The following is a 14,690-nucleotide window of genomic DNA, read 5'->3' as shown; positions in this document are numbered from 1 at the left end:
TTTAATTCACCTTAAAACTTCTATCTTCTGGAAAGACCCATAAATAGAAGTCTTCTAGATGAGCTTTTGTTAATTTAGAATTATTTAAAACATCATCTTTATCTGATATGTATCTAATGAGTACGTTTCCATCATCTTGTTGTTTTACATTAACAACATTCAATTGTGTTTCTTTTTCTGCATATTCTCTATTTGATATAGATGCTTCGTATACCTTATTCTTAATTTTAGATATCAGTTCATCAGTTGTTCCAGAATATACAAATTTACCATCTTTCATAATTAAATTTGATGTTGATATATATTCAATATCAGAGACTATATGAGTCGAAAGCAAAACTATTTTATTTTTTGATATTTCCGTGATAAAATTTCTTAATTTTATTCTCTCACCAGGATCAAGTCCTGCTGTTGGTTCATCTAAAATTAATATTTTAGGATCATTTAAAATAGCTTGACATATTCCTACTCTCCTTCTCATTCCTCCTGAAAGCTTTACTACTTTTTTGTACTTGACATCAGATAAGTTTAATACTTCTAGGAGTTTATCAATCATTTCTTCTGTTTTGCTCTTGTCTATACCTTTTAAAGCAGCTACATATTGTAAAAATGAATTTACAGTAAACTCTGGAGCACAAATAAATTCTTGAGGTAAAAACCCTAACAAATTCCTATATTCTTCTCCTAATTTGTTGATTCTTTCCCCATTATATAAAATTTCGCCTTGACTCGGTGTGCTAATTCCAGTGATCATTTTTATTAAAGTTGTTTTCCCAGCACCATTTGCACCTAAGAGTCCCCAAACACCTGGACATAACGTAGCTGATGCATTATCAACCGCTAATTTATCTTTAAATTTCTTACTTACGTTTTTAATCTCTAATTCCACTAAACTACCTCCCTTATCTTTTATGCTTCCTTATTAAAAAGTAAAAAATACATCTTCATGTTAGTGATAAAAATTTTACTCCTCTATGATTTTATTTTAATTGATACAATAAAAAAGTGTTTTAATATTCTATTGATTAATTCTTAAGATTTCATTAATTTTTAAAAAATAAAAAAACACCTTAATTATGTAGTTTTATACATAATTAAGGTGTAATCCTCATTTATTTTTTAATCTTACAATGACAATAACTTCATTATTAGAACTTTCTACCTCTATCTTACCCTCATGTAATTCAATAATTTCTTTTGCGATAGGTAAACCTAAGCCAGATCCCACTTTTTTTGAATTTCTTGCTAGATTTAATCTAGTAAATTTGTTAAACATATTTCTTATCTGCGCTTCTTCTAGTGTATCGGCCTTGTTAATAATTTTTAATATTACACACTTATACGTTTGATATATTTTAACTTTTATCTCTGTATTTGCATAAGAATATAAGATTGCATTTTTTAAAATATTCTCTAAGGCTCTTTTCATTTTATTTGGATCGACATTTACAAATATTGAGCCTTCACTTGAGATATTTATCTTATGATTATTCTCTTTCATCATAGGATAAAGCTCATCTCTTAATTGTATTAAAAAATATTCTAAATCAATTTTTTCTTTATGAATACTAAATTCACCATTATTTAATCTAGCAATTTCAAAAAATTGGTTTATAAGATCTTCTAATCCTAATGCTGTTTCTAATAATTGTCTAATATATTTCTCTCTTTGCTTATTAGGCAAGTCTTTCATTTCATCGAGCATTGATAAATATCCAATGATAGATGTCAAAGGAGTTCTTAAGTCATGTGCTAAGTAGGTGATTAAATCATTATCTTCATTTTCTCTTTTTTTAAGCGTATATTCTATCTCTTTTTGTTTAAATTTTAATCTATTTATGGAATCTTCTAAAGTTTTATAATGAGTCGGGAAACTAACAATATTCTCATCCAAATCGTCTATTTTTTTGCATAAGTCAATATAATCTTTCTCTAATTTTGAAAATTCTTTTATTATAATAATTAATATCCCCAATAATAAAATAACAAAAAAAATCAGATCCAATCTATTAACAAAAAATTCGTGTATTTCATTATTAAATCTAAAAATATTGCTATCTATTGCAAGCATACAACTCATTAGAATAAATAAAAATACCATAATTTTTATTACTATTTTTTTTAGTATATCTTTAAAATATTGATCTTTATCCAATTTTATACCCAACTCCCCATACAGTTGTTATTATATTGTTTTGCACTCCTAACTTTTCCCTAATATGTCTAATATGAACTGAAATAGTATTGTTTTTTATATAATATTCATCCGGATATATTTTATAGAATAAATCTTCGGATCCTAGTACTTCAGATTTTTTCTCTAGTAATGATTTTAAAATAATAAATTCAATAGGAGTTAAATCAATTTCCTGTCCATCAACTAAAACTTCTCTTGATTTGATATTTAAATCCACATTTTGATAAGTTAAAATATTTCCTGTACCTTCTTTAGTTTTTAAATTATAATTATTGTATCTTCTTAATTGAGCCTTTACTCTAGCAACTAACTCTCCAGGTAAAAATGGTTTAGTTACATAATCATCCGCTCCAAAGGTTAAGCCCTTAATTTTACTTGACTCATCATCTTTTGATGTAAGCATAATAATTGGATAATTAAAAGACTCTCTAATCTTTTTGCATAAATAATATCCATCTTTATCAGGTAACATAATATCTAAAATCGCTAAATCAAATTCTTCTTCCTTAATATATCTAATTGCTTCCTCTGAACATGTTGCCTTTTTTATAATATAATTTTCATTTTCTAGATATATCTCTATTAAATCTAAAATACTTTCATCATCTTCTACTACTAATACTGAGTAATTCATAACTAAATTTCCTCCATTTTAAATCTATCACTTTTGTCAAAACAACTTTAAAAAAATAAAGAAATTTTTTAAGTAAAAGAATCAAGAAGAACAATACAACATCCTTTTAATGAATTAAATCTATCTTTCTAAATTTCTTAAATCTATAATTTTTGATTTAATATACATTTCTTTCGTTGTTTATAAATGTCTACTTATAAATAAGTATACCATTATTCTTTATCTCATTTCAATATCTATATCTACTATATTGATAATAGATTGTCTTTGCTGTCATCACATATACTATATCTTTTAAAAAGTTTTCGTCTGTTCTAGCCTTCTAATCGTCTTTTCTTTTTCAGACTTCAAATCCAAAACATTTTAGCTTGGTTGGTTTAATAACTTTGAATTTTGTTGCATTTATTTTAATCCTAACTTCTTTTCTATACATTTGGTTACTAAAACCATTACTCTGTTTGCCACTACACTGTTTGCTACTGTTAGTATACTGTAATCTACATATCTAACTAACCTTAATATCATATTCATGTTCATCAAGTCAGGTCGTTCCTCTCTTCCACATATCTCCATGTGAAATTTCAGGATTGCTATGGAATTCGTCGACAAATACGCTGTTTAGGGACTTTCACCCCAGTATTGGAACTTGCCCCATCATACAATACAGTAAGCAGACTAAAACCTGCCTCCTATAATCTTTTACCTTTCTATGCTATTATCCTTTTTCTTCTTTTCATCCACTTTCATATCCCCTTTAGTCTTAAATTCCTTTAATTTCCCTAGTGTTGATGCTTTTGCTTTAGTATGCTCTTTAGCTTTTAATAACTTTGCAGAGTATACTTTTAGACTTGTGTATTCCTTATTATCCTTTCCCATATTTTTCTTTTCTTTGCCAAATAGGTGTACAAAATCTCCTTTTTTCAAATTTTTTACTTGATTGATTTTGTCATTATAGGCGTAGCAGCTGATGAATTTTGCATTTCCTTCCTTGTCATTTTCAGCAATAGAAAAGGAGGCTACTTTAAAGTCCCTCCCATCTTTTGATTTTAAATCTTTAATTTCTATATCAGTTGCTATATTTCCATCTATATTTAATATATCCTTTTCTTTATTATCTATATCTTTCATTTCTTTATCTCCTTGTTCTTGATTAACTTCTAAGTTTTCTTTTAACTCTTCTTCGTCTATATATTCAATAAACTTTTCATCAATAAGACCCATAACTGAATCGTTCATATAATTATCATAGGCATTATTAAGAACATTTTCATTTTCTACTCCTGTTTCAAGAGATATAATACCTTTTACAAATTCTTTATGATTATATTCTGCTAAAAAATCTATTGTATTTTTCATGCTTTCAAAATTTGTATTTTCCATATTTGCTATTGTTTTTATATCACTTGCGTATCTAACAGAATCCCATTCATACTTTCCACTTTCTTTATTAAACTCTACTCCTGTGGCTAAAATAAATTGCTTTCCGTCAAATAAGGTAGCTTGATTATCTTTCACATCCAATACCATAGTGTCTCCAAATTCAGTTTCAATTACATTTCCCTTTTTTATATTCATTTTTATTCCTCCATTTCTATTTTTCTCTCTCTTATCTGTTAAATCTTTTATTTCTTCTTCCTTTCCATCACTAATAATAAATTGTTTTATTTCTTCAACTGTTGGATCATCGATTGTAGTCTGAATAAATTCAACTAATTTATCTTCTGAAGTGGCAATATTTTTAATTCCATATTCAACTATATTGTTAATTATTCTCTGAGTAGCACCATCAAAAGAAAAATTTTCTCGAATAAATTCATTAAAGCTATATCTATCAAATTCCATATTCTTTTTCCTCTAATAATCTCATTTAAAGCTTTATCTGCCACATGGTTCACTATTATTTATTTCTTTTATATTATTATTTACTACTAAATTCCCCTTATATTCCTTTAATTTATCCATAATAGATGTTTTTTCTTTCCTTTCAAAATCTCCTATTTCCTGCACTTTACTATCTCTAAAGTCAGCATCATTTCTATCTATTATTCCATCTAAATCCATATCTTTAGATAATGGATCATAGAAGTTTCCATCATCATCTATTTCAAGTCCCATTACTTCTCTCAGTTTTTCTTCATTTACTGATACAAGCTCACTAAAATTCCAAAAGCCAATAGATGTCTTTATCTGTACTAGCTCTTTTAAATCACTTGCATCTAAGGGATCATAGGTGTATTGAAAGCTGTCAATTAGGTTCTTATCTACATAGGTGTTCATCTTGTAATTTATTAAATCTAAACTTACTTGTATTTCATGTTTTTCATCTGGTGTAGTTGTATAAGCTATTCCTATATCTGTTAAGTCAGGAAATATAGTATCAAAGTCCTCTAACCTGTTTTCTTCATCATATTCTCTGTTAAGGAAGTCTATCAATTCTTCCTTTACTTCTTCTAGTAATGGATTATCTTGGCTTATATCTTCACTTTTTCCCATATCTAGTAAATTATTTACTTCTGCAAGTCTTAGTGTCTTATCCTTTAAAAGTTCAGCTTGTGGAAATGTCTTTTGTATTTCAATTTTGGCTGTTTGAAATTGCTCTTCTGTATCTTTTAGTTTTGAAATTGTATTTTCTAATCTTTCTGGTAATTTATCTAATACATTATCCATTCTTGTTATATTACCTATTTCATCTGTTCCAAACTCTCCTCTATATTCTCCCTTACCTTTTAATATAAAGTTATATTTATTGAAAAAAGAATCATATTTTATGGATAAATCAAAATTTCTATATTCACCTATTTTTTCTCCATCTTTATCCATTTCCCTATATATTTTAACTCCCTTAATTTTGTTCAACAAAAACTCTCCAGCTATTTTCTTATCTATATACTTCTTTCCGTCAATAATTAGAGAGGTAAATTTATTATCTTCTTTTAAATTTTTATCTACTTCTCTATAAGGCTCAACATTTTTAATATCTTCCTTTAAGTTCTCTATCCTTTCTTTTAATCTTTCTATTTCCTTTGGATAAAATTTAACTACTTTATCTTCCAACTTGTAAAGATTTGATTTAAAATTGGACTCTATCATTTTAAGTTTAGAAACTTCAACATCAAGATCCATCTTCTCCTTTATTAATGGATTTCCTGTTGCAAGAGCTTTGATTTCGGCATAGTTTAATGTAGCTTCATCTACATCTTCTGCAACTCTTACAGGTGTCTTTGAAGTCATAATTTGGGAAATATATTTTTGTTTATTCTCTAAGGTTTGAAAAAGATAGGCATCAAAAGTATTTTCTGTTACATATCTAAATATATGGACTTCCTTATTCTCATTTCCCTGCCTCACAATCCTGCCTGCCCTTTGAGAAAGATCAGCAGGTCTCCATGGTATATCAAGATCGTGAATTGCAATTAGTTTGTCTTGGGCATTAGTACCTGCTCCCATTTTCTGTGTTGAACCAAGTAAGACTCTTATTTCTCCCTTTCTTACCTTATCAAAGATAGCGTCTTTTTCCATATTGTTTTTTGCCTTATGAATAAATTCTATTTCATTTTCAGGTACTCCCATATCTATAAGTTTTGTTTTAATATCATCATAGATATTAAAATCATTACTTGGTGTAGACATATCACAAAATATTAATTGAGCAGATTTTTTATCTTTATATTTATCCCAAATGCTAAATACATTTTTTATACAGGTATTCACCTTACTATTAGGATCATCAGGAAGTAAAGGATTGATTAATCTTTGATCTAATGCCATCTTCTTCCCATCATTTGTTATTAATAGCATATTATCAACACTTGAATCTACCTGCTTATCACGAACCTTATCTGCTCTCTCTGAAAAAGTTTCAAGAATTTCTTTTTGTTCTTCGGTAGGCTTTGTTTTTATAGTTTCATAATGGGCAATTGGTGTAGGAAGATTTAAAACATCAGCTGTTTTAATATCCATAAATCCTTTTACAGTATTCATAAGTTCAGGAAGATTATAAAATTTTGCAAATCTGGTTTTGCTCCTATAACCATTACCCTCAGGATTTAATTCTATTGCCGTTATTGTTTCTCCAAAAGTAGACGCCCAAGAATCGAAATGTTGCAATTTCATCTTTTTTAATTCATCATACTGTAAATATCTCTGCATGGTATAAAGTTCAGCCATACTGTTACTTACTGGTGTACCTGTAGCAAATACTAATCCTTTATTATTAGTTATTTCATCCATATAGCGGCATTTCATAAGCATATCTGATGATTTTTGTGAATCTGTAGAAGTAATTCCTGCTACATTCCTCATTTTAGAAAATAGATAGAGGTTTTTGTATGCGTGGGCTTCATCTACAAATAACTTATCTACTCCCAGTTCCTCAAAGGTTACAACGTCATCTTTCTTATAATCAGCATTTAGTTTTTCTAACTTTGTCTCTAATTTTTTCTTTGTTTTTTCTAATTGCTTTACAGTAAATCTTTGATCCCTTTCTCTTTTATATTCATCTATATAGTCAATGATTTCATCAATTTGACCTTGCAATTCATATTCTTGTCTTTCTTTTGATATAGGAATTTTTTCAAATTGACTGTGCCCTATAATAACAGCATCAAAACTTCCTGTAGCAATACGACTACAAAATCTTTTTCGTCTATCTGGTGTAAAATCTTTTTCTGTAGCACATAATACATTAGCTCCTGGATAAAGTTCATTAAATTCTCTTCCAAATTGCTCTACAATGTGGTTAGGAACAACAAACATTGACTTATTACTCATACCAAGTCTTTTTGACTCCATGGCTATACCTATCATTTCAAAGGTTTTTCCTGCTCCTACTTCATGGGCAAGTAAAGTATTTCCACCAAACAAACCTCTTGCTATGGCATCTTTTTGATGTGCTCTTAATTCTATTTCAGGATTCATTCCTTCAAAAGTAAGATTAGATCCATCATATTCCCTTTGTCTTATGGAATTAAATCTTTCGTTATAATCTTCTACTAATCTATTTCTTCTTTCCACATCATCAAATATCCAGCTTTTAAATTCTTCTTTTATCATCTCTTGCTTGCTTCTTGCAAGCATTGTTTCTTTTTGATTAAGCACAGATTTTTTCTTTCCATCACTGTCTTCTACTTGGTCAAATACCTTAGTATCTCTTAAATTTAAAGTATCTTCTATCAATTTGTAGGCATTTACCCTATTTGTACCATAGGTAAAAGAAGCAAGGTCATTGTCCCTATCAGAGCTTTTTCCTTCAACTCTATATTCTCCTGTAAAGTCAGAATACTTAATATCTATATTCCACCTTGATGAAACTGGTGTTTTCAACAAATCAAACATAAATTTTTTGTAATCTTGTTCCGGTATCCATGTTGCACCCATTCTAACTGTAATCTCACTTGCATCTAGTGCTTTAGGCATTACTTCCACTAGCTTTGCTTTTTGAAAATGTAACTCTTCTAATTCTTTTTTTAAGAGTTTACTATCCTCTAGATTTTCTTCCTTTCCTAACTCTTTTTCGATGTTTTTGATATAAGAGTCTACAACTTCAATTTTATCTCTTATATTTCCTGACAAGTATTCATCAGCACTTACGTAAGGTCTTGAAAAATCTCCTAGCTCATTAGCAGACTTAAATGGATTTATATCATTAGGTTCAAAGGAATCTAAATTTAAAAATATTTCTCCCTTTAATTCTTCTATTAATTTATCTCTTGTTTTTCCTGTCAATTCTTCCATATAATCAAAATTTATTTTACCTTTTTGACTAATAGAGAGTACCAGAGCATCTATTGCCCTATCTGTATGATCTATTATTACAGCTTTTTTTATAGTTCTCTTGTTAAAGATGTCAGATTTTCCTATAAAGTTGCCTTCTTTATCTAATTTTTCCAAAGTTGAAATTAAAGAAAAATTGGCATCTTCTCTAAATAACTTTTTATTGGTTTTTGAATTTAGTCTTCCATGTTTGCTATTGAAATCATCGTAGAATTTATTTAGATTTTCTTGTTCTTTTTTTATCTCTTCATCTGAATAGTCTTCTCTTTGATAGGTTATAACTTTCCTTAGACTTTCATTTAATCTTAAATATTCTTTTACCTTATATTTATCCTTTTGGTTTAAGGATATTCTTTGCATAATTGAATTTTCTCTAAAATATATTTCATCATCCACTAAAGCAAAAGAATAGTTTTTAACACTATCATCAGCTGGTATTGTTTCTTCTCCTAAATCATCATTTATTTGAGCTTTTTCATACCTACCTTGAATATTTTTAATAGCTTTTTTTAGTCCTTCTTCTAAAGAAATATCTTTATTTTCAATACATGCAAGGCTTGTCCCAAATCTTGACGGTATTTCTTCCATAGTCCCTATTACCATCTTAGGATTATCTACAAAGTATTTATTATATATTAGTCCTTTTTGGTCTTTATCTAGCTTTATCCAGTCTTCATCTATCTTTAATAGCCTATCTCTCTTTTTTAAAAAGATTATATCTGAAGTTACTTCTGTTCCAGCTACCCCTTTAAATGTAGTATTTGGTAGTCTTATTGCTCCTAAAAACTCTGCTCTTTCCGATATATATCTTCTAACATCTTCACTTTTTTTATCCATTGTTCCTGAAGATGTTATAAAGGCAATGATGCCGCCATCTCTAACCTTATCTAAAGTTTTAGCAAAAAAATAATCGTGAATTAGAAAGTTATTTCTTTCGTACTCACGATCTGCTACTTTAAATTCTCCAAAAGGAATATTTCCTATGGCCACATCAAATAGGTTATTAGAAAAATTGGTTTCTTCAAAGCCTTTTATTTGGATATTGGCATTAGGGTAAAGTTCTTTGGCAATTTGTCCACTAATGCTATCTAATTCAACTCCATAAAAGTTTGACTCTTTCATTTCTTCAGGTAGATTTCCTATAAATCTCCCTGTCCCAGCACTTGGTTCTAATATATTTCCTTTTTCAAATCCAAGATTAGAAAGACTTTCATAGATAGCGTCTATAACTACTTTCGGCGTATAAAAAGCTGTTAAGGTTGATTCTCTTGCCCTATTATATTCTTCCCCAGTTAGATTTTCTTTTAAAAAGTTTCTTGCATCAAGCCATTGACCTTCCTTTTCTTCATCAAATACATCAGAAAGTCCTCCCCAGCCGATATATTTTGCCAAAATTTCCTGTTCATCTTTTCTTGCACTTCTATTTTCTTTTTCTAAAACCTTTAAGACATTTATAGCTTCAATGTTGTTTTTTAATCTCTGTGAAGGTGGTAGGTTTTCTTCTTCATTAATAATTTTATAGTTTTCTAAAGAAACTTCAGAAACCCCTTCTATATTTTCTCTATCAGTCTTTTTGTCTTTTTTAACTTCTTCTTCGTTATTATTGTCAATATCTTCAAAGCTGATTTGTTCTACTAGTTTCCCTTTATCAATAGATTGTTTTTCTTTTTCACTAGATTTATATACTTCTAAATCAAGATTTTTGTAATCATTAAAAAGAATTGTTTCACTTCCGGTAATAAAACCATTCATTAGTCCTGTGCTATCTTCTAGTTCTATAGTTTTAGGACTTGTATTATCGTTAATGGCGGTTATAGTGTATTCTTTTCCTTTGTATCTAACACTCATACCTTCTTTAAATGGATTTTCTTCTTGCCTTGTTCTATCATTTTCTATTTGCTGATTTAAATATCCATTTAAAAGCACTTCTCTATGTTTGTCATCAAGTAAATAAGGTAAGTTACTTAATATGTCCTTATAACTTTTATATTTTATAGCTTGATTAGAATTTAAAATATACCCATTGTATCGTAAATTTTGTTTAAGAGATTTCCCCTTAACATCTAAGATTAGCTCTACCTTATACCCTTCTTTTCCATCTATAATATTTTCTGGTTTTTTTAATAATCCATCTTCTATTTTCTTTGACAGTAGTAAGTATTCTTCATTTTGAGGATCAAAATAGTATTCTCTTTTTTCTTTGATATCCTTATCTATTAACTTGGAAAGAACTTGTTTCTTATCTCTTATTTCTTCAATTTTGGATTTTTCTTCTTGCGATAAATTTACATTAAAAGTAATTTTATTTTCTTCATTTATATGTGCTAAATTTTGATATGCTCCACTGATTTCAAGATTTTTATTAAAAACATATATATCATTATAATAATCCGGAAATTGCTGATTAAAACTTTGAACATCTATATCATAGCCTTTCTCAAATTTTGTAACTTTATCATCAGTAATTTCAAATAAACCTTCCCTTTCCAATTCTAATACATCATTTAAATTTGTAAGGTTTACTTCTTTCATCTTGGCAGTAATTTCATCGAACAAACTGTCTATTTTTCTGCTATCTTCAAAAGATTTCCCTTTATATAAAGTATAGATCTTTCCTTGTGAGTTTTCCTTTCTTGGATAAACTCTAATTCCTGTTTCTTCTAGTTCTATATCCTTTGTTTTATATTTATCTACTAAAGCATAATAAAATCCTACTTTTACCGCTATTTTATCTTCTACAATCTCTTTTGTTAATTTTTCTTCTACTTCATTTCTTAATACTTCTAAAGCTTTTAAATCGCTTTCTTTAAAGGAATGTGAGAATAGTTTTAAGTCATTATCAAAATAGGCATCATATGAATAATATGTTATTTGATTATGGTTATTATCATATCCACTGGAAATATTTTTTATTTTTAAATATTTATTATCCTCTGTTCTAACTATATCTCCCACTTTTATAGAGAGGATTTCCTTATCATCTTCTATATTGTTTTTAAGTGAATTATTTAAATATTCTCTATATCTATTTTCTATTCTAATGCCTAATTCTTTAACCTTATCTATTGACTTCATATCATCCGGAAGATTTCCCTGCTTATCGGCAACTTCTCTCATGATTTTTGCATATTCTCTTTGGAATACAGAGTTAAAACTTGCTAAGGTATTATTTCCTAAGTTTTCTCTTGCCTTTATAATTTCATTTTCTAAAACTTTATCCTTAACTAATACATCAAAAATTCTATCTTCAATTTGGTCTATGGAAATTATTTTTTCATCTATCTTATTTTCTTCTATAGTTTGATTAAGTTCTATCTGACTTTTTCCTATTTGTTCATAAAGAAATTCAAAATCTCTTTGGTTGATCTCATTTCCATCACCTATGTCTATCTTATAGTGATCAACTATTTTCCCATCTACTATATGGTCAAAATAGAATTTGGAATACCCCTCCCACTTATCAGTCATCTGCCCATATTCATCTTCTCCTAAGGTCTTATTATGAAGTCTTATCTTTTCATCTATTTCTCTTATTTCATCTAATAGTTCTTTGGTCAGCCTTTGTCCTGTATAATCTTTTTCTATTAGACTCGAACCCTCATTAAACTCAATTATCCAATAATCATCTTTTATATGGCTATCTAAATCAAAACTTATATTCTCTTTATTTTTATTAGTATAAAATTCCTTAAATTCTTCAAACCCATTTACTATATCATCATCTATAACTTCTTTGTTAGAATTAACTACAATATTTGGAATATCATCATATTGACTTTGACTTTCTAAAAGGTAATATTCTCTTCCTTCTATTTCTTCCTTTTCTTTAATATAAAAAGTGTCATGTATTCCCTCAAGAATAATTCCATCGTCTAACTGGTCTAATGGTATATCTAATTGTTTTTCAAAGGCTATGGAATATATTTCTTCTTTTAAAAAGTTTGGTATAAATTCATCATAAATGATAAGTTTTCCATCATCACCTATACTTGCTACAGACTGTCCTTGATAATAATATATAGAACTATTATTTGTTCTTTCTATATATACATCATTATCAGTTGGAGGCAAATCATCTTGATAATTTATATACTCCTGGCTTTCTTTTTCTGTTTTATTTATTTCCTGATCTGTTTTTTTCTCCCTATTTTCTTCAAAACTTTCTTCATCTATATATCTATTCTTTTTAATAAGGTCATTAATTCTTCTTGCAACATTAGACCAAGATAGTTGTATTTCTTTTGCATTACCTTTATTATATTTTATTCCTTTCGCATCGTGCCACTCACCACTTCCTCTTGCAGCAGATAGTGCATGAGAACTTCCACCTACGCCATATTCATTTTTCAAGAAATCTGCTTGTTCTTTTAAATCATGCTTTTCAGTAAAAAATTCATATATTCTTTTCTTTCCATCAGAAAACCCGCTTCCTCTTTTTAGGCTTTCATCTATTTCATCTTGTGTTATAAAACTCTGAATAGGTGCAATATCCTTTAAATTTGACCTATATAATTTTCTTTCTATTTCTAAATCATTGATATCATTATAGATTCTAGATAATTTATAATGATGAAATCTTAAAATATCAGGATTAATCTTATATTCTTCTAAAAATACCTCGTATTCTTTTCTGAGTTTATTTATAAAATTTTTATCTTCAAGTTTTTTTCCGAGATTTTCTTTTTCATCTGGGAAGCCTCTTCCTTTTATATCATTAAGAATCGCTAAATATCTGTCCTTAGTTTCATCAGAAAGATCTCTCTTTAAATACAATAATTTTTCTGCTATTTTTTCTCTTTCATATGTGGCACTTTCTATAACCTCCACGTTGCTAGCAAATTCTCCTCTATTTAATAAATCATTAATATTATTAGCTAAATCTTTCCAAGAAACTATTTGCCCTTCTCTATATCTTGCCTCATCTCCATCTTTAAAAATTGCTCCTTCCTTTCCAAACCATGCAGATATCTTTCTTCCTTCAATTTCAAGACCATTGGCTCCCCTATATATTTCTTTCAAAAAGTTTGCCTGTTCTTCTAAAGATTTACCCTTAGAAAATTCTGCTATTACTGCTAATCTTCCATCTTCATGATTTCCTCCATGAATTAAAAATGTATCTATTTCTCTTTGACTTATTGGATTTGAGAAGGATATTTGCTCTCCCTGATTTTTAGCAGAAAAAAAGGAAGTAGACTCTACTTCCTCATTTTTTAGATTAAGATTATCTCCCTTTCCCCTATTTCTTGCAGGGTCATATCCATGTTCTTCTTCAATCTCAGATATTTCAGATAGTCCTCTTCTTTCAGTTCTTCTGTCAGCCCCCAAGTTTCCATCATTTTGACTTCTTCCCTCGTGATAAAGTCCTCTATCTCTTTTTCCTTTGATAGAAGATGATCCATCAATATCCCTTGCAAATACATTATCTGATAATCCTCTTCTTTGTTCTCCTTGAGAAAGTTCAATCTCATCCTTCCCCATCTGTTGAGTTTCTTTAAATCTATTTCCTTGGGAATTGCCATATTGGGTATTAGGACTTCCATGCCTTCCTCCAATTCTTCCATCTTGTATGTCCCTCCCTGTCTCTCGAAGGAATTCTCCTTGACGATTGGTGTGTAAATCCCCTCCTCCATGAGGTATTCCTTGCCTGCCAATGTTAATTTCTCTTTCATCTTCCAAGCCTCCTTTAAAATTTATTTCACCGTTTATATCAGAACTTAATTTATTATAACGCTCCTTAAGCTCTTTTGTCTGCTCCAAATCTTTTCTTTCTTGAATTTTCTCTAAAATTTCTAATCTTTTTATTTCACTTCCCAAATCAAGTAAGATATTTTTACTTATATTAGCACTTATACTTAATACTTTGTCTATGCCCGAACTTGATATTTTAGACAGTAAAGATAAGTTTTCTTCTTTTAGCTGATATGAGACCTCCATTCTCTCGCTTATGGAAATTTTTACGGATTCTTTTAACAAATTAAAAAGGTCTACCTTTTAACCTGAACCCCAAAATCCGGAATACGGATGGAGGGGTTTTTGTATGCCAAAATACACAAAAGAATTTAAAATAAAATTAGTACTAGAATATTT

The 14,690-nt window shown here is 28.7% G+C and carries 6 protein-coding genes; all 6 read right to left on the bottom strand.

From position 1 onward, the window contains the following. Window position 1: 1 nt before the first annotated feature. Window positions 2-889, bottom strand: coding sequence for an ABC transporter ATP-binding protein (locus DES33_RS00025; RefSeq protein WP_012797171.1), 888 nt, complete (start codon window positions 887-889; stop codon window positions 2-4). Between the two features lie 219 nt (window positions 890-1,108). After that, the gene (locus tag DES33_RS00020) at window positions 1,109-2,155 is read right to left on the bottom strand and encodes a sensor histidine kinase (protein WP_110057869.1); all 1,047 of its coding nucleotides are present in this window, start codon (window positions 2,153-2,155) and stop codon (window positions 1,109-1,111) included. After that, entirely contained in the window at window positions 2,148-2,831 is a 684-nt protein-coding gene (locus tag DES33_RS00015; RefSeq protein ID WP_110057741.1) for a response regulator transcription factor, read from the bottom strand. Before DES33_RS00015 ends, DES33_RS00020 begins: the two co-directional genes overlap by 8 nt. 699 nt (window positions 2,832-3,530) lie before the next feature. Further along, window positions 3,531-4,673 carry a single-stranded DNA-binding protein gene (locus DES33_RS00010; protein ID WP_110057740.1) on the bottom strand — a complete coding sequence of 381 codons (1,143 nt, stop codon included), beginning with the start codon at window positions 4,671-4,673 and terminating at the stop codon, window positions 3,531-3,533. A 33-nt stretch (window positions 4,674-4,706) separates the two neighbouring features. Continuing rightward, window positions 4,707-13,430: an SNF2-related protein gene (locus tag DES33_RS00005; protein ID WP_227930671.1), complete on the bottom strand. Its 8,724-nt coding sequence runs from the start codon at window positions 13,428-13,430 to the stop codon at window positions 4,707-4,709. 383 nt (window positions 13,431-13,813) lie between these two features. Next, window positions 13,814-14,122: a TnpV protein gene (locus DES33_RS09935; RefSeq protein ID WP_353963049.1), complete on the bottom strand. Its 309-nt coding sequence runs from the start codon at window positions 14,120-14,122 to the stop codon at window positions 13,814-13,816. Window positions 14,123-14,690 lie beyond the last annotated feature (568 nt).

The organism is Finegoldia magna, from assembly GCF_003182075.1.
Lineage (GTDB): Bacteria > Bacillota > Clostridia > Tissierellales > Peptoniphilaceae > Finegoldia > Finegoldia magna.
This window is presented reverse-complemented; position numbering and strand designations above follow the sequence as displayed.